The organism is Oleiagrimonas sp. (assembly GCF_027858935.1).
Classification (GTDB): Bacteria; Pseudomonadota; Gammaproteobacteria; order Xanthomonadales; family Rhodanobacteraceae; genus Oleiagrimonas.
On record NZ_JAQIBU010000331.1, the window covers coordinates 1 to 17,207 of the forward strand.

16 protein-coding genes and 1 riboswitch are annotated in these 17,207 nt (G+C 69.0%); all 16 genes read right to left on the bottom strand.

Annotation, left to right across the window (positions count from 1 at the left end; genetic code table 11):
• Positions 1–27: 27 nt before the first annotated feature.
• A complete protein-coding gene (locus PF446_RS12500) occupies positions 28–3,531 on the bottom strand; it encodes a PAS domain-containing hybrid sensor histidine kinase/response regulator (RefSeq protein WP_298072094.1) in 3,504 nt (1,167 codons plus the stop codon).
• Between the two features lie 54 nt (positions 3,532–3,585).
• Positions 3,586–4,209 carry a nucleotidyltransferase family protein gene (locus PF446_RS12505; RefSeq protein ID WP_298072096.1) on the bottom strand — a complete coding sequence of 208 codons (624 nt, stop codon included), beginning with the start codon at positions 4,207–4,209 and terminating at the stop codon, positions 3,586–3,588.
• 3 nt (positions 4,210–4,212) lie between these two features.
• A complete protein-coding gene (locus tag PF446_RS12510; protein ID WP_298072098.1) occupies positions 4,213–5,304 on the bottom strand; it encodes an XdhC/CoxI family protein in 1,092 nt (363 codons plus the stop codon).
• A 60-nt stretch (positions 5,305–5,364) separates the two neighbouring features.
• A complete protein-coding gene (locus tag PF446_RS12515; protein ID WP_298072100.1) occupies positions 5,365–7,599 on the bottom strand; it encodes a xanthine dehydrogenase family protein molybdopterin-binding subunit in 2,235 nt (744 codons plus the stop codon).
• 10 nt (positions 7,600–7,609) lie between these two features.
• Positions 7,610–8,605 carry a xanthine dehydrogenase family protein subunit M gene (locus tag PF446_RS12520; RefSeq protein WP_298072102.1) on the bottom strand — a complete coding sequence of 332 codons (996 nt, stop codon included), beginning with the start codon at positions 8,603–8,605 and terminating at the stop codon, positions 7,610–7,612.
• Between the two features lie 3 nt (positions 8,606–8,608).
• On the bottom strand, positions 8,609–9,271 hold the full coding sequence (locus PF446_RS12525) for a (2Fe-2S)-binding protein (protein WP_298072104.1): 663 nt from the start codon (positions 9,269–9,271) through the stop codon (positions 8,609–8,611).
• Between the two features lie 185 nt (positions 9,272–9,456).
• Positions 9,457–10,452, bottom strand: a complete 996-nt coding sequence (locus PF446_RS12530; protein WP_298072106.1) for an ABC transporter ATP-binding protein — start codon at positions 10,450–10,452, stop codon at positions 9,457–9,459.
• Positions 10,452–11,234 carry an ABC transporter permease subunit gene (locus PF446_RS12535; protein ID WP_298072108.1) on the bottom strand — a complete coding sequence of 261 codons (783 nt, stop codon included), beginning with the start codon at positions 11,232–11,234 and terminating at the stop codon, positions 10,452–10,454. Before PF446_RS12535 ends, PF446_RS12530 begins: the two co-directional genes overlap by 1 nt.
• Positions 11,231–12,160, bottom strand: a complete 930-nt coding sequence (locus PF446_RS12540; RefSeq protein WP_298072112.1) for an extracellular solute-binding protein — start codon at positions 12,158–12,160, stop codon at positions 11,231–11,233. Before PF446_RS12540 ends, PF446_RS12535 begins: the two co-directional genes overlap by 4 nt.
• The gene (locus tag PF446_RS12545; protein WP_298072114.1) at positions 12,160–12,516 is read right to left on the bottom strand and encodes a hypothetical protein; all 357 of its coding nucleotides are present in this window, start codon (positions 12,514–12,516) and stop codon (positions 12,160–12,162) included. The genes PF446_RS12540 and PF446_RS12545 overlap by 1 nt, the downstream gene beginning before the upstream one ends.
• Positions 12,513–13,082 carry a molybdenum cofactor guanylyltransferase gene (locus PF446_RS12550; RefSeq protein WP_298072116.1) on the bottom strand — a complete coding sequence of 190 codons (570 nt, stop codon included), beginning with the start codon at positions 13,080–13,082 and terminating at the stop codon, positions 12,513–12,515. The genes PF446_RS12545 and PF446_RS12550 overlap by 4 nt, the downstream gene beginning before the upstream one ends.
• Entirely contained in the window at positions 13,066–13,572 is a 507-nt protein-coding gene (locus tag PF446_RS12555; RefSeq protein WP_298072118.1) for a molybdenum cofactor biosynthesis protein MoaE, read from the bottom strand. Before PF446_RS12555 ends, PF446_RS12550 begins: the two co-directional genes overlap by 17 nt.
• A 2-nt stretch (positions 13,573–13,574) precedes the next feature.
• On the bottom strand, positions 13,575–13,835 hold the full coding sequence (locus PF446_RS12560) for a MoaD/ThiS family protein (RefSeq protein ID WP_298072120.1): 261 nt from the start codon (positions 13,833–13,835) through the stop codon (positions 13,575–13,577).
• The gene (gene glp, locus PF446_RS12565) at positions 13,832–15,103 is read right to left on the bottom strand and encodes a gephyrin-like molybdotransferase Glp (RefSeq protein WP_343224680.1); all 1,272 of its coding nucleotides are present in this window, start codon (positions 15,101–15,103) and stop codon (positions 13,832–13,834) included. Before glp ends, PF446_RS12560 begins: the two co-directional genes overlap by 4 nt.
• A complete protein-coding gene (gene moaCB / locus PF446_RS12570; RefSeq protein WP_298072122.1) occupies positions 15,100–16,104 on the bottom strand; it encodes a bifunctional molybdenum cofactor biosynthesis protein MoaC/MoaB in 1,005 nt (334 codons plus the stop codon). Before moaCB ends, glp begins: the two co-directional genes overlap by 4 nt.
• 3 nt (positions 16,105–16,107) lie before the next feature.
• On the bottom strand, positions 16,108–17,091 hold the full coding sequence (gene moaA / locus PF446_RS12575; protein WP_298072124.1) for a GTP 3',8-cyclase MoaA: 984 nt from the start codon (positions 17,089–17,091) through the stop codon (positions 16,108–16,110).
• Positions 17,084–17,207: riboswitch (molybdenum cofactor riboswitch) on the bottom strand. This riboswitch is flagged as partial in the annotation. It overlaps the preceding gene by 8 nt.

A 17,207-nucleotide genomic window follows, 5' to 3' on the forward strand; every position in this document is an offset into this window, starting at 1 on the left:
GCCCGGTCCCGATCCGGGCCACGCGGGCTACTCGACCGGTGTGGTCTCGACCGCCGGCGGACTTCCTCCGCTGCTGGCGCCTCGCGTCATGGCCACCAGCAGGGCGCGCAGGGCAGCCGGCTTGACCGGCTTGTGCAGCGTCGGGATGCCCAGCGAGCGGGCGCGAATTTTCAGTTCCGCGCTGCCATCGGCGGTGATCAGCGCCGCCGGCAGCCCGGGCTGGATCCGACGCAGTTTCGAGATCGCGTCGATCCCGTCCTCGTCTTGATCGAGGTGGAAGTCGGCCAGCAGCAGGTCCACGCGGGTCTGCTGCAGGGCACTGGAAGCCTCATGCGGGTTGCGTGCAACGATGCATGTTGTGCCCCAGCGTGCCAGCAGGCTGGTCATGCCTTCCAGGATGTTCGGATCGTTGTCCATGCATAGCACCTTCAGGTTGAGCGTGCCCGGCATCGGCATCGGCTCGCCCAGCGGGGTGACCGGTTGCGCCTGCGTGCGCGGAAGCTCCAAGGCGAAACAGCTTCCATGCCCCGGCAGTGAGCGCAGGTCCAGCTTGTGCCCGAGGATGCCGGCGATGCGTTCGCAGATCGACAGCCCCAGACCCAGGCCTTTCTCGCCCCAGGGGGAAGGTTCCTGCAGGCGCTGGAATTCGTTGAAGATCAGTTCGCGTTTCTCCACCGAGATCCCGGGGCCGGTATCCCAGACCTCGATCCGGACGCAGTCACCGCGGGCGCGCGCGCCCATGAGCACGCCACCGTAGCGGGTGTACCTGAGGGCATTGGAAATGAAGTTCTGCAGGATCCTGCGCAGCAGCTGCATGTCGCTGCGCACGGCCAGCGAGGTGGGTGCCACGCGCAGTTCCAGGTTGCGCTGCGAGGCGACCACGGCAAATTGCGCCTGGATGGAGTTGAACAGCGGCGCCAGCATGAAGTCTTCCAGCTCCGGTCGATAGCGACCCGCGTCCAGACGCGAGGCATCCAGCAGGTCCTCGAGCAGATCCTCGGCCGAGCGGAAGGACTGGTCGATGCGCTCGGCCAGACGGCTGACCTCCTCATCCAGGCCGGGCTGGTGGCGCAGCGCCGAGGTAAAAAGTCGCGCGGCATTCAGCGGTTGCAGCAGGTCGTGGCTGGCTGCGGCGAGGAAGCGGCTCTTGGACTGGTTGGCCGTTTCCGCCGCGCGCTTGGCCAACTCCTGCGCCGTCAGCGCCTCGGACAGTTCAGCCGTGCGTTCGGCCACACGCTGCTCGAGGGTCTCGTTGGCCTCGATCAGGGCCTGCTCGGCATGCTTGTATACGGTGATGTCGGTGTAGGTGGTGACATAGCCGCCGCCGGGCAGGGCGTGGCCGCGCATTTCCAGCACGCTGCCATCGGCGCGGAAACGCTGGAACATGTAGGGGTTGCCCACACGCAGGTAGGCCAGTCGCTTGGCAATATTCTCCTCGACCTCTTGCGGCGGGCAGTCGCCGCGCTCGAAGTTCCAGCGGATCAGGTCGGCGACCGGGCGGCCGACGTAGATCATGCCTTCCGGATATTTGAAGATCTCGATATAGCGACGGTTCCACATCACCAGCTGCAGATGGGCATCGACCACGCTGATGCCATGCGCCACGTTCTCCAGTGCGGTCGAAAGCAGACCGCGGTTGAAGCGCAATTCCTGCGAGGCCTCGTCCAGCAGGGCGACCGCCTCGGCCAGGTCCAGGCCCTTGCCGGACAGCGCGCTGGTCAGCATGCGTCGTGCGCCGGCCGCACCGATGGCCCCGGCCATCAGGCGCTCGGCAAACTGCAGCAGCCGTCGGTCCGCCGAGGCCTGGGGTTCCAGCGTCAGGTCGTTGCGCCGTGCATACTCGGCAAAGGCGCGCTGGGTCCCGCGTTCGCCGACAATGCGGCTGGCGATGCTGCGCAGGTCCGAGATGCTGATGCGCCCGTGCCAGATTTCGCCCTTGCCGACCTGCAACTGCAGTGGGTCCAGGAACACCGCCGTGTTCAGGCGTTCGTCGACACTGGGCCGGTAACGCAGCGACACCAGCACCAGCACACTGATATTGAGCAACAGCGACCAGAACGTGCCATGCACGATCGGCGCCCAGCCGTACAGGTGGAACAGGCTTTGCGGACGCATCCAGGCAATACCGAGCGGCCCGTCCATGATCCACGCTTGCGAGACCCATCCGGCGCCCGCAAGCGTGGGCAGCAACAAGGTGTAGGTCCATACCGCGAAGCCCGTGGACAACCCGCACAGCACGCCGCGTCGACTGGCCCGCCGCCAGTACAGTGCGCTGATGATGGCCGGCGCGAACTGGGCCACGGCGGCCATCGCCAGCAGGCCCATGTCGGCCAGGTTCTCTTCGCCGGAAGTGACGCGGTAGTAGCCATACGCCAGCGTGGCAATCAACACGATGGACACGCGGCGGATGTTCAGCACGATCGAGGACAGATCGCCTTTGTGGTCCAGCTGCAGGCGACGGATGCGCAACAGCGCAGGCATCACCAGGTCGTTGCTGATCATGGTCGACAGCGCCAGGGTGGCCATGATCACCATGCCGGTCGCTGCAGAGAAGCCGCCGACATACGCCAGTACCGCCATGCCGGCCGAATCGTGGCGCAACGGCAGGCGCAGCAGCCAGGTATCGGCACCACCATCGAGCATGGCGGGGTCGTGGCTTCCGGCGGCCACCACCGGCAGCACCATCAGGCTGATGATCAGCAGGTACAGCGGAAACATCCAGCGTGCGGTGCGGATGTCTCGGGGATGCTCGCATTCGATGACGCCGACCTGGAATTGTCGCGGCAGGCAGAACATCGCACACGCCGCCAGCAGGGTTTCGGTCATGAAGCCGGAGGGCAGACCGGTCTCGACCTGGTGCACCGGAAGCTTCAGGGTCTGCAGCAGGCCCGGTCCGTGCTCAAAGGCGAACACGCCCACGGCGACAAAGGCGACCAGTTTCACCAGGGCCTCGACGGCCAGCGCCAGCATCAGGCCGTGGTGGTGTTCGGTGGCGTCGATGCCGCGGGTGCCGAACAGGATGGCGAACACCGCCAGCAAACCGGCGCACCACAATGCACTGTCGCCGATCAGGTTCTGGTCAACCACGCCGTTGTGGGCCAGCAGCGTGAACGACATCGCCACGGCCTTGTACTGCAGGGCGATGTAGGGCACTGCCGCGGTGACCGCGATCAGGGTGACCAGCGCGGCCAGGCCTTGCGACTTGCCGAAGCGCGCGCCGATGAAGTCGGCAATCGAGGTGATGTTGCGCTGCTTGGCCATCAGCGTCAGGCGTTCCATCAACCGGATGCCGAACACGAACAGCAGGATCGGGCCGACATAGATCGCCAGGTAGCCGATGCCCTCGCGTGCCGCGCTGCCCACCGCGCCGTAGAAGGTCCAGGAGGAGCAGTACACGGCCAGGGCCAGGCCGTAGATGATCGGCCGCAGCGTCCTGCGTCCCGGATACAGCGGGCGCCGGTCGCCCCACCATGCAATGGCGAACAGCGAGCCGACATACAGCAACGAAACCAGTATCAACCATCCGGCCATGCCGATATCCCCCTGAGGATGCCGTATCGGTGTGCGCTGACGCGTGGTTCGATTCTAGGGGACTGGGTCCTGCGGCGCGAGCGCATGCAGTCGCGTCAGGTCCGCAGTGGTGTCGATGTCCATGCGCGCCTCGGGCATCTTCAGCACGATGCATTGCCCGCAATGGGCCTGCAGCAGCGCGCTTGCGCCGCGTGGACCCGAGCAACCCGCCAGTTCTTGGAAAAAGGCCCGCGGGAACAGGCAGGGCGGTCCCGGCACCGGGCCGTGATCGACGCACACGATCCGCTGCGGATGCTGCCTGTGGGCCTCCAGCAACGGCTGCAGACGGGCGCGATCCACCTGCGGTTGATCGGCCAGGCAAAGCAGTATCGCGCTGGATTCGGGATGCTGACTCTGCACGTGGCGCACGCCGCAGGCGATGGAACTGCCCAGCCCCGACTTCCAGTCCGGGTTGAACAGCACGTCAAGTTCAAGGTCGGCCAGCAGCGGCTGTAGGATGCGCGCATGTGCGCCCAGCACCACGCTGAGCGCAGCGCCAGCCCCCATGACCATGCGCGCGGCGCGGTGCAGCATGGGTTCGCCATGCACCAGGGCCTGTTGCTTGGGACCGTCGGCAAAGCGCGTCGAGGCACCGGCGGCCAGAAGGATCACGTGAAGGTGGGGGGCGTTATGCATCATCCATCAGTCGTGGATCGGGCCGTCGTGAGCGGACAGCGCCCGGCCTTCCCGGCGATGCATCTGCGCCATGATTTCCGCGGCCACCGCAACGGCGATCTCCTGCGGCGTTTCCGAACCGATGTCCAGGCCTGCCGGCGCACGCAGGCGCGTGGCATCCAGCCCGGTCGCCTGCTGCATGCGCGCGGCACGCTGGCGTGATCCCAGCGCGCCCAGGTAGGCCAGTGGCGCATCAGCCAGCGCATTCAGGTACTCGATGTCGCGATACAGATGGTGGGTCATGACCACGGCCGCGCTGTAGCGGTCCGCGTGCAGCTGCTTGCGCAATGCGTCGGGTCCGGCCGCCAGCCGATGCACCGCTTCGGGCATTTCGCTGCCGGCCAGGGCCTCGCTGTCCGCGTCCACCACGGTCACCTGCCAACCGAGTTGCAGGCCGACCCGGGCCAGGGCCTGTGCGCCGCCGTGGCTGCCGATCAGCAGCAGACGATAGCGCGGGGACAGCGGTTGCAGCAGGATCCCGACAGGGCCTTCGGATCCACGCAGGGTGACCACCGTGGTGCGTGCGGGCGGTTGCTGCAGACAGGCTTCGAGCTGTTCGCGCAGCAGATTGTCGCGCAGGGCGTCGTGCAGCACAGCACCGGACCAGAGCAGCCGTCGTGGGTGCGGCAGGATCGCGCCTCCGGGGCCGCTGTAGGCCGTAGCCAGCACCCCTTCGCGGCGCTGCCCGCGCCAGCTTCGCAGCCGCGCAACCCAGTCATGCTCGAGCTGCGCGGCCAGCGGTTCGATCAGGACTTCGAGTTCGCCTTCGCAGCCCATTTCCATCATCACGTCCAGGCCGTGCTCTGGGTCGTAGCGGGCCAGCGTGGCCCGCTCGTCGCGGATGACGTCCCGGGCGCGGTGCACGATGTCGCGTTGCGGGCAGCCGCCGGAGAGCGCGCACACCACGCGGCCGTCCGCGTGCACCAGCATGGCGGTCCCGGCGCGCCGGAAGGTCGAGCCGCGCGTGCGCACCAGGGTGGCCAATGCGGCTGTGCTGCCGTCCGCCAGCGTCTGATGCAGCGCATCCAGCAGCCGGTCCAGTTCGGCGGAAACGCTCATGCGCGTGGATCCCGTGATGCCCGCTGCATCTGGATGCCGGTCATGGGTGCGGCAAGCTGTTCAGACGCTCACCCGGGATTGCAGCAGGTCCTCGATGCGGATCGGAAGCTGGCGCACGCGCACGCCCGTGGCGTGGTAGACGGCGTTGGCAATGGCCGGGGCCACGCCGGCCAGGCCGATCTCGCCGACACCGCGGGCACCCAGCGGATTGAGCGCGTAATCCGGATAGTCGAGAAAGGTGACATCAAGCGCCGGCTGGTCGGCATGCGTGGCGACCAGGTAGTCGGCCAGGTTGCTGTTGATCGGCGCCCCGCTGCGGGCGTCATATTCGGTCTGCTCGAACAGCGCCATGCCCACGCCCATGACAATGGCGCCTTCGATCTGGTTGCGTGCCGTGCGCTCGTTGATGATGCGGCCGCCGTCGATCATGGTCACCAGCCGGTGCACCCGCAGGCGCGCGATGCGCGGCTGCCAGCGCACTTCGACAAAGTGCGTGCCGTAGGAATGGAACGAGAGCTTGTCGGCATCGGCATCCTTGGAGCTGCTCTTGGAGCTGCCCTTGCCGCTGACCCGGTCCAGGTGCGCATCGGCCAGGATCGATCCCAGACTGCGGCCATTGCCGGCATCGCCCTTGCGCCGCACGCGTCCGTTTTCGACCCGCAGCTCGTCCATGGCGGTCCCGGCGAAGGCGGCGCCCGGCTGGGTGGCGGCCTGCATCACCTGGTGCAGCGCCGCCTCGGCGGCCTGCTTGGTGGCGGGGATCACCGAAGCGGTGACCATCGAGCCACCGGAAAGCGGGCCCGGGGGCAGCTTGGAGTCGCCGATGTCCACCGTGATGCGATCCAGCGGGATGCCGGTGTATTCGGCCACCAGCTGCGCCAGCACGGTGTAGGTGCCGGTACCGATGTCCTGGGTGGCGCTGAGCACGCGCGCCGTGTTGTCGGCATGCAGCTCCACCGAGACATCGGCCGGAAGCCGCGCCGCCATCCAGGCACACGAGGCCATGCCCCAGCCCAATATGGTGTCGCCCTCACGCATGCTGCCGATCTTCGGGTTGCGCTTGTCCCAGCCGAATTTTTTCGCGCCTTCGCTGAGGCATTCGCTCATGTGGCGCGAGGAAAACGGCACATTGCGGCTTTCGTCGATCTTCGGTTCGTTGCGCTGGCGCAACTGCACCGGGTCCATGTCCAGCGCCACGGCCAGCTCGTCCATCGCCGACTCGACCGCGAACAGGCCGGGCACGGCGCCGGGGCCGCGCATGGCGGTGCTGGGTGCGATGTCGCGACGCACCAGTCCACCGGTGACGCGCAGGTTCGGGGTCGAGTACAGGAACGGCGTGGCTTCGCCGCACGGCTCCTTGTTGTTCTCGTTGGGTGCGGTGCTGCACAGGTAGTCCTGCTGCAGCGACAGCAGACGGCCATCGTGGTCGGCCCCCAGGCGCATGCGCTGCTGGGTGTTGGGCCGATGTCCGACATCCTCGAACATCATCTTGCGCGAGACCACCAGCTTGATCGGGCGCTCCAGGTTGCGCGCCGCAGCCGCGGCCAGCAGTGCGTGCGGCCAGGGCCACAGCTTGCCGCCAAAGCCCGAGCCCAGGAATTTCATCACGATGCGCATGCGCTCGACCGGAACGCCCAGCATCGCCGCCATCACGCGGCGGTGGTTCATGATCGACTGCGTGGTTTCGTACAGCGTGAAGTTGTGCCCGTCCCAGGTCGCCACGCTGGCATGCAGTTCGATCGGGTTGTGGGTCTCGATCGGGGTGCTGTAGGTCTGGTCGATCTTCACCGGCGCCGTGCTGAACCCGGTCTGGGTGTCGCCGCGATGGCTGTCGATATCGGTCTTGCCCCCGGTCGTCATGGCCATGCGCACATCCGGGGTGTGCGCGTCATATTCCACGTGGACCCGGCGCGCGGCAGCGGTGGCCTGCTCGAAGGTATCGGCCACCACCACGGCCACGTACTGGCCCCAGTAGCGGATCACGTCGTCAGCCAGCGGCGGGCGATGCTCGTCGAGGATCATCTGCCCGTGGTTGTGCTTGGGCACCCGCTGCAGCGGGCCGATGTTGGCGCGCGTGAAGATCTCGTGCACGCCGGGCATCTTGATGGCATGCGAGGTGTCCATGTGCGTGATCTTTCCGGTGCTGATGGTGGCGCACACCGGTACGGCATACAGCAGGCCGGGAAAGTTGTAGTCGGAACTGTATTCGGCGCGGCCCGTGACCTTGAGCGGACCGTCCACGCGCGCAAAGCGTCCGCCGATGAAGGGCATGCCGGAGGGGTTGGACGTCAACATGGCAAATTCCTCAGGCGGTTGCAGTGGCAAGGGCATGACGCAGGCAGCGCCGGGCGAGTTCGATCTTGAAGGCGTTCTGGCTCTGCGGTCGCGCATCGCGCAAGGCTGCTTCGGCGGCGGCCGTGAACGCGGTTTCGTTCGGCGCGCGGCCCTTCAGCGCCTGTTCCGCCTCCGGGCTTCGCCAGGGTCTGGTGCCGACCCCGCCCAGCGCCACGCGCACGTGCTGGATGTGGCCGTCGACCACCTGCACCGCGACCGCGGCCGAGGCCAGCGCGAACTCGTACGAGGCGCGGTCGCGCAGCTTCAGGTAATGCGAGCGGGTCCCGGCCGGCGGTGCGGGCAGCAGCACATGCGTGATCAGGTCGCCGGGTTCGAGCACGTTCTCGCGCTGCGGATCGCCGCCGGGCAGCACGAAGAATTCGCCGATCGGGACCTGGCGCTCGCCGCGCAGGCCATGGATCACCACGCTGGCATCCAGCGCCATCAGGGCCACGTTCATGTCCGATGGATTGGTGGCGATGCAGTGCTCGCTGGTGCCCAGTACCGCGAGCATGCGGTTGACGCCGGCGATGGCGGCGCAGCCGGAGCCGGGCTGGCGCTTGTTGCAGGCCATCGCGGTGTCGCGGAAATACATGCAGCGGGTGCGTTGCAGCAGGTTGCCGCTGGTGGTGGCCATGTTGCGCAGCTGGCCGGAAGCGCCGGAGAGCAGCGCCTCGGACAGCACCGGGTAGTCGCGTTTGACCACAGGATGTTGCGCCAGGTCGGCATTGCGCACCAGCGCGCCGATCTTCAGGCCCGTGGCCGTGTGCTCGACCTCGCCCAGCGGCAGCCGGTTGATGTCGATGACCAGCTGCGGATATTCCACGTCCAGCTTCATCAGATCGAGCAGAGTCGTGCCGCCGGCCACGTAGCGCACGCTGGCGCCCTGCTGCGCGGTGGATGCATGCGCCGCGGCGCCGATGGCGTGCTGGATCGAGTTCGCGCGCATGAACTGGAATGCCTGCATGGTTCAGCCCTCCCTGACCTGTTTGATGGCGGCGAGGATGTTGGCGTAGGCGCCGCAGCGGCAGATGTTGCCGCTCATCGCCTCGCGCACGTCGGCGTCGCTCTTGCCCACCGGCTCCTTCAGCATCGCGGTGGCCGACATGATCTGGCCGGACGTGCAGTAGCCGCATTGGTAGCCGTCGTGTTCCAGGAACGCGTGCTGCATCGGGTGCAGCTGACCCGGACGGCCAAGCCCCTCGATGGTGGTGATCTCGTCGCCGTCGTGCATCAGCGCCAGGCTCAGACAGCTGTTCACGCGGCGTCCGTTGACGTGCACCGTGCAGGCGCCGCACTGGCCGTGGTCACAGCCCTTCTTGGTGCCGGTCAGGCCGATGTGTTCGCGCAAGGTGTCCAGCAGTGTGGTGCGGGGGTCCAGCTTCAGGCGATGCGGACGACCGTTGACCTTGAGCGTGATGCTTACGGCCTCGCCGGCGGCAGCGCGTTCTTGATCCCGGCCGTCGGCGGTGACCGGTGCACGCAGCGGCGCGCGTGCCGAGCCCGAGGCTGAAAAGGCGACGCTGGACGCGGCGCCGGTAATGCCGACCACGCGCAGAAACGAGCGGCGACCCGGCTGGGTCGGGGCTTCGTCGTGCGGGGCATGCGGATCATGCGGCGGAGTGTCGGACATGGTTCGTTCTCCGGGTGCGATGGATGCGAAGGGGCAGCCTCGCGGGGAGTGTCAATCGTGCAATTGGGCTGCAGTCCCCGCCGTGTATTGACCTTTCGATAGTAGGCCGCGGGGCGGCTGCTGTCACCTTGATTGCGGCGCCGGGGCGCCGGGCGCTTATGCCCCTGGCGCATGACCACCACCGCTCAACCGGACAGGCCCGACCACAGCCGAATGGCTTGCGCCGGGATCTCCAGCGTCAGCGGACCGTCGCGGACCGGGCCCGGTGGCACCTGGGTCCACAGCCGCGCCGCGCCGCGCCGCAGACACAGTTCCACGCGATGCGCCTGCACGTGCCGCACCTCCGGCCACGCCGCAAAACGGTTCGGCCCCGTGTCCGTGTCGGTCAGGCGGATCGCCTCCGGTGCCACGGTCCACTCGACGTCCGCATGCGCGGGCAGCGCGATGTCCGCGCGCAGGTCCAGCTGCAGGCCGGCTGCCTGCCAGTGCAGGACCGGTGCGCCCGGGCGCGCCTCGATCCGCCCGTGGAACACGTTGCGGTGACCCAGCAGGCGCGCGGCGGCGCCACTGGCCGGATGCGCCTGCACCGCATCCGGGGCGCCCTGCTGCACGATGCGCCGTTCGTGCAGCAGCACCAGCTGGTCGGCCAGCGCGGCCAGGTGCGGGTCGTGGCTCACCGCCAGGGTGGGCACGCCGAACTCGTGCACTTCGGCAATCAGCTCGGCCAGCACATCGTCGCGGGTCGAGGCATCCAGCGCCGAGGTCGGGTCGTCCAGCAGCAGCAGTCCCGGTTTGCGCGCCAGCGCCCGCGCCAGCGCCACGCGCTGCTGCTGGCCACCGGACAGCGTGGCCGGATAGCGATCGGCCAGATGCGCCAGATGCACGCGTTCCAGAAGCGCCATGGCCTGCTCGCGCCGGCGCTTGCCGCGCAGCGCAAAGGCCACGTTCTCCCATGCCAGCAGGTGCGGGAACAAGGCATAGCCCTGCGGCAGGTAGCCCACGGCGCGATCCTGCGGCGGCAGCCCGCCGAACGGTTCGCCGCGTGCCGGAAGCAGGCCGGCAATGGCCCGCAGCAGCAGGGTCTTGCCCTCGCCGCTGGCACCCAGCAGCACGGTGAATCCCTCCACATCGAAGGCGGCGTCCAGGGCAATCGGATGGCGGATGGCGTAATCGATGCGCATCAGAAGATCCGTTTGCGGCGCGCGGCCAGGCCGACGATCAGCGGCAGCGGCATGGCCACCAGAAAAAACACCCACAGCAGCGGGTAGACCGCCTGCAGGCCGATGTCCTGCAGGTTCACCCACAGCTTCACCGGGATGCCCTGCGGAAAGTAGGCGATGATCAGCACCACGCCGAACTCGCCCAGCGCGCGCACCCAGGCCAGTGCGATGCCCGCGGCCAGGCCCAGCCGCGCCAGCGGCAGGCTGACCCGCACAAAGGTGCGCCAGGGCGACAGCCCCAGCGTCAGCGACAGTTGTTCCAGGTCGCGCGGCACGCCCTCGAAGGCGGCGCGCGCGGCGATCACGTAGTAGGGCAGCGCACTGTAGAACTGCGCCAGCACGAAGGCCGGCGCCGAGTTGGTCAGCAGCACGCCGGCGCGTTCCAGCAGGCTGCCGGCCGGACCGTAGGGTCCGAACATCGAGGCCAGCAGCAGGCCCATGGCCAGCGGCGGGGTCAGCAGGGCCAGCAGCAGCAGGCCCTCGATCAGCCACTTGCCGCGCGGCTTGCGTCGCGCCAGCCACCACGCCAGCGGCGTGCCCAGGGCGATGATCAGCACCAACGCCAGCAGGCTGTAGCCCAGCGACACGGCCACGGCGCTGCCGTCGCCGGCGGCAAAGCCGAAGTGGCGCCAGTGCGTGGCCAGCACCAGGCCCAGGAACGGCGCCGCCAGCAGCAGCAGCGCAATTCCGCCGACCACCGCCGGCGCGCGCGAATGCGGCCGCGGGATCGTGCCCTGGGTCATGGGCTCGTGGTCGGCTTGTCCACGGGGTTCAGGGCCGGTCCGTGGGGTGGACTGTAGCCATGTTCACGCAGCATCGCCTGTCCGCGCGCACTGCGCAGGAACGCGATGAAGTCACGCGCCAGCCTGGGATGGCGCGCGTTGCTCAGCACCGCGGCATAGAACACCAGCGGCTGCACGCGCAGGGTCTTGCCGTCGGCCAGCGTGATGCCGGCATGGCGGTAGCTTGTGGCCATCCGGGCGGGGTCGCCCAGGTTGATGGCCGGCGGCAGGGTCAGGGCCGGAAGATGGTGCGAGCGGATGGCGCTGAGGTAGCCGGCCGTGGCGTCGATCTGGCCGGCCTCCAGTCGCGACAGCAGCGAGGTTTCGGTGAACACCTGGCGCGGGTTGCGCGGGGGGCCGGCGATGCGCTGCATCAGGCCCGGCTGCCGGTAGTGACGCGCGGCCAGCTGCAGCATCAGCAGGGTGTTGCGTCCCTGCGGGTCGGTCTTCGGGTCGGTGCGGCCAAAGCGCAGGCCCGGCGTCTCAAGCACCGTGTACCACGGGGTTTTGCCCTGGGCCGCAGCGCGGAAACGGGCGGCGTAACGGCTGTGCGGACTCCAGCTGATGGCCATCTGCGTACTGGCCACGGGCACGGCGCGGCGGACCCGGCCGTCCTGTTGCAGCAGCCGCACCGGGCCTGACGTGATCGCGATGAACACGTCCGCGCGCATCTGGCCGGCGGCCAGCAGGCGTGCCAGGCCGTAGGAGCCGTGACCGATGCCCTGGTAGGTCACGTGATGGGTTTTGGCGAAGGCCGGACCCGCAGCCCGGTCCATCACCACGCCCATCGAGCCGGCGTAGGCCACCCGTAACACCGGCGTCGCAGCCTGCGCGGAGGGCCATGCCGCGACCACCAGAAGAACAAGCCCCAGCCCGACGCGGCGCATCAGCGAGCCTCCCGCTGACCGTGCCGGGGCATGCGCGTGCGGGTGCTGTCGCGCACGTCGACGTCAAACTGCAGTTGAAGGTCGGGGACGTCCATCGAGCTCAGCGTGAAGTGCAGGCCGTCGCGGGTCGGCAGGCGCCCGGCGTAGGCGCGCAGTTCGGCCGCGGGCAGCGCGACACGCCACAGGGAGGGCTCGGCATCCCAGGCGACGGCATCGGCCAGGTGCACCTGCTGCACGGCCTGCTGGCCATCCGGCAGATGGGTGCGGTTCTCCACGGTGCCACCCTCCAGCAACTGGCGAAATTCGTCTTCCTGCAGCCGCAGCCGCAGGTGCTGATCTTGCATCTGTACTCTCATGGGCCGGCCTCCAGCCATTGCTCGGGTGTGTTGCAGTCGGTGAACTGGACGTTCTCGTCGGGCGCCACGTCCAGCTCGCTGGTGCCCACGCGCTGCTGCAGCGCGCGCAGCGAGCGGGCGCGGGCTTCGGGCTGGGCCATCAGCGCGTCCAGCGCGGTGCGGGTGGCCGCGTCCAGGCGCAGGCGCATCGGCAGGACCCGGTCCTTGAAGCGCAGGCAGGCGCTGTCCGAAGTCGCAGTGCGCAGCCGCTCGAGCAGGCCCGGCGTCATGCGCGGCATGTCCACCGGCATCACCAGCAGATGGCCATCGGCCAGGTGCGCGGCCATGCCGGAAAGTCCCGCCAGCGGGCCGGCGTGCGGCACTGGGTCGGCCATGCCGTCGTGTGCGGGACGATCGCCGCTGACCCGCACCGGATTCGCGCCGGCGCTGCGCAGCGTGTCGATCTGGTGGTCGATCAGGGGGCGGCCGTGCCAGTCCAGCAGGGCCTTGTCCCGGCCCATGCGCGAGGAACGACCCCCGGCCAGCACGATGCCGGTGCAGCGGCCCGATTCAGTGCCCGTGACCATGCTGTGATCCTGGCTGCAAGGCGGCGCGTTCGGCATCGCGATGCTCCTCGCACAGCGAGCAGCCCTCGCTCCAGGCGCTGTCGCCGTCGACGTAGTGTTCCTGTTTCCAGATCGGTGCCTCGTGCTTGACCGCCTCGATGGCCAGCCGGCAGGCGCGAAAGGCCTCGTCGCGGTGCGGCGTGCCGGCGGCCACGATCACTGCCAGGTCGCCGATCGCCAGACGGCCCTGGGCATGCGCGATGTACAGCTTGAGCGGGCCGCCCACCTCGGCCTCGGCGCGTTCGCCGATGGTCTGGAAGGTGCGCAGCGCCAGCGGCCGGAACAGGTCGTAGCTGACGCCGGTGACGCTGCGTCCCAGATTGTGCACGCGCACGCGGCCGATGAAGGTGGTGATGCCGCCAAAGCGCGGGTCGGAAACAAAATCCAGCGCTGCGGACGGATCCAGGGCGGCTTCGGCAATATCGGTCACGGCGGTGTGGATGTCGTGCATGTTCATCCTCCGCTCACCGGCGGCAGCACGGCCAGGCGGCCGCTGTCGGGTACGGTGTGGTCGTTCTGCAGGATCGCCTGGTCGCTGGCAAACGCCGAACGCTGCACCAGCCCGGCGCGGATGTTGGGCGCGTGCTCGGCCAGATAGACCTGCAAGGCCTCACGCAGCATGGCGATGGTGGCCTGCGCGGGTACGTCCAGCTCGATGGCGCCGCTGTCGTCGGCCTCGCGCAGCGCGCCGAACAGTTCGATATGGACCTTCATGGCGTGTTTTCCTCAGCGATCACGGCTTCATCATGTCCCATGCCGAAGACCGCCACGCGATCCCCGGCGGCCAGCGTCTCGATGCCGGCCTCGACCACCACCCAGGCATTGGCCTCGGCCAGTGGCCGGATCCGGTAGGATTCCTGGCCGTCCAGCACCCGGACCACCTGCTCGCCCCGGGCGTTGATGGATACCCGGGCCTTGAGGTGGTAGCGCAGCGCGGCCTTCTTGCGCAGCGGCTCGGCCAGCGGCAATCGCAACGCGATTTCGGTGCCCATGCCGGTCATCGCGCGCAGCGCCGGCTCGACAAAAAAGCGCAGGCCCACCGCGCCCGAGATCGGGTTGCCGGGCAGGCCGAACAGCAGCGGGCCGTCGGCCAGCCGGGCAAACAGCAGCGGCTTGCCGGGCCGGATCGCGACCTTGTGGAACAGCGTGTGCGCGCCGATGCGGTCGAGCACGCTGGGCACAAAATCGTAGCGGCCCATCGACACCGCGCCGGTGGTCAGCACGGCATCCACGCCCGCGGCCAGCGCGCGTTGCAGCGCGGCCTCGAACGCGGGTTCGTCGTCGTCGACGGTCTCGGCGTGCACCACCTCGGCGCCGGAGCGCGTCAGCTGCGCGCCCAGGAACGGGCCGTTGCTGTTGCGGATCTGTCCCGGCTGCAGCGGCGTGGACGCGTCCTCGACCAGCTCGCGGCCGGTGCACAGCACCGCCACGCGAGGGCGTCGGATCACCGGCACCGAGGCCACGCCCAGCGCGGCCAGCAGCATCAGGTGGCGCGGTTGCACTCGCGTGCCGGCCGCCAGCACCCGCTCGCCCACGGCCACGTCGGAACCGGCCAGGCGCACGTTCTGCCCCGGCCGGACCGCGGCCTCCAGGCGGATGCGTGCGGGCTCGCCGTCTTCCCGTGTAGCCAGCGTGTGCACCTGCTCGACCGGGATCACACGGTCGAAGCCGTCCGGCAGGCGCGCCCCGGTCATGATCGCCCAGGCCTGGCCGCTGCCGAGGGTGTTCTCATCGCCGGCGGCCTGTTCCCCGCTGACCTCCAGCGTGGCGCCCGCCGCCACCGGCGCGTCGCCGCCGCCGAGGGCGAAACCGTCCATCGCCGAATTGTCGAACGGCGGCAGCGCCACCGCGCTGTCCACCGGCTCGGCCAGCACCCGACCGACGGCGTCCGCCGGAGCGCAGGTCTCGGCGGGCAGGCGTGTGCTGTTGTCGAGAACGATGCCCAGCGCAGCGGCATAGTCGAGCAGGGGCCGGGTGTTCATCCGTGGCCTCCGCCGCCGGCCATGGCCAGCGCATGCGCCAGGATCGGCGCCAGGATATCCATGCCCTGCGCCACCGCCTTCGGGCTGCCGGGCAGGGCAATCACCAGGGTGTCCTGCAGCAGCACCGCGTCGGCGCGGCTGAGCCAGGCCAGCGGGGTGTGCTGACTGCTCTGGCTGCGAAACAGCTCGCCGATGCCGGGCACGCGGCGCGCGTCCAGTGCGGCCAGCGTCTCGGGCGTGATGTCGCGCGGACCCAGCCCGGTGCCGCCGCTGCACAGCACCAGCGCGGTGCCGTCGCTCGCCAGTTGCTGCAGGTGGGCTTGCAGCGGTTCGGCCTCGTCGGCCATCACCACCGCCTCGGGCACGCGCGCACCGAGCGCGCGCAGGCGCTCGACCAGCAGCGGCCCGGCCTGGTCGTCGTAGCGGCCTGCGGCCGCGCGGTCACTCAGGGTGACCACGGCGCAGGACACCGCGTCCAGACGCGCGATGTCGCGGGGCTTGTAGCGTGCACGCTCGGCCTCGCTCATGCCCTCGGGATGCTGCCACAGGCCTTTCTTGCCGCCTTCCTTGAACAGCAGGCGCACGCCGCCGATGCCCAGCGCCGGCTCCACCGGCTTGGTCAGGTCATACAGCGTCAGCAGCGCGGCGCTGGCGCCGGCCAGCGCTTCCATCTCCACGCCGGTGCGGGCGTAGGTGGCGACCTCGCAGTACACGCGGATGGCGTGGCGTTCGGGCACCGGTTCGCAGCGCACGTCGATGTATTCCAGCGGCAGCGGATGGCACAGCGGCATCAGCTGGCTGGCGTTCTTGGCGCCCTGCAGGCCGGCAATCTCGGCCATGGTGATGGCGTCGCCCTTGGGCAGGCGCTTGGCGACGATGATCGGGAAGGCGGTCTCGCCGGCGTGCATCTCGCCCACGGCCACGGCGCGGCGCGCGGTCACGCGCTTGCGGCGCACGTCGGCCATGTGGAAATGCGTGTTGTCGTCGGAGGGCTGCGTCATGCGTCAGCCGCCCGTGGAGGCCAGGTGCGGGATGATGCCGGTGCGGCCGTCGTGCAGAAAGTGTCCCTGCTCCTTGCGACCGATCTGGCCGCCGATGGCGCGCACCAGGTCCTCGACCTGGTCGTCGGACTGCAGCAGCGGGCGCAGCGGAATGCCGAACTCGCCGAACAGACACAGGCGCAGGTCGCCGGTGGCGGTCACGCGCAGGCGGTTGCAGCCGGCGCAGAAGTCCTTGGAGTACGGCGCGATGATGCCGATGCGCCCGGCATAGTCGGGATGCCGGTATTCCCGCGCAGGCCCGGCGTCGGCGGCGCGCGGCAGTTCCTGCCAGCCCTGCTCGCGGATCTGCGTTTCCAGCTCGATGGCGCGCACGTGATGGTCGCGGAAGAAGGCCAGGTTGTCGCCGGTCTGCATCAGCTCGATGAAGCGCACGCCCACGCGGTGGTCGCGCAGGTAGTCCAGCCAGCGCGGCAGCTGGTCATCGTTGACGCCGCGCATCAGCACCGCGTTGAGCTTGACCGAGGGCAGCCCGGCGTCCAGCGCCATGTCGATGCCCTCGAGGATCTTCTGCATGCGGTCGTAGCCGGTGATGCGCGCAAAGCAGGCGCGGTCCAGGCTGTCGATGCTGATGTTGAGCGCATTCAGGCCGGCATCCATCCATTCGCCCAGGCGCCGGTTCAGCAGCGTGCCGTTGCTGGTCATGGCCAGCTTGGTCAGGCCGGGCACGGCCGCGGCGGTGCGCATGATGTCGGTCAGGTCGCGCCGCACGCTGGGCTCGCCGCCGGTGATGCGCAGCTTGTGCATGCCCATGTGCGTAAAGCCGGTCAGCAGGCGCCGGATCTCGTCCAGCGACAGCGGCCCGGCCGCCTGCGGGTCGGCCTTGTAGCCGTGGGGCAGGCAGTAGGTACAGCGGAAATTGCAGGCGGGGATGATCGACAGCCGCAGATACGGAAAACGTCGACCGTAGCGATCGGCCAGCGCGGACATGATTTGTGCTCCTTTCCAAAGCCGGGAGGCGACCCTGTTTCCAGTGCCACCCTGGTGGCCCGAAGGCCACGGATGCCAGGCCGTATCCATGGGGACGTAGGCCGGACACCTCGGAG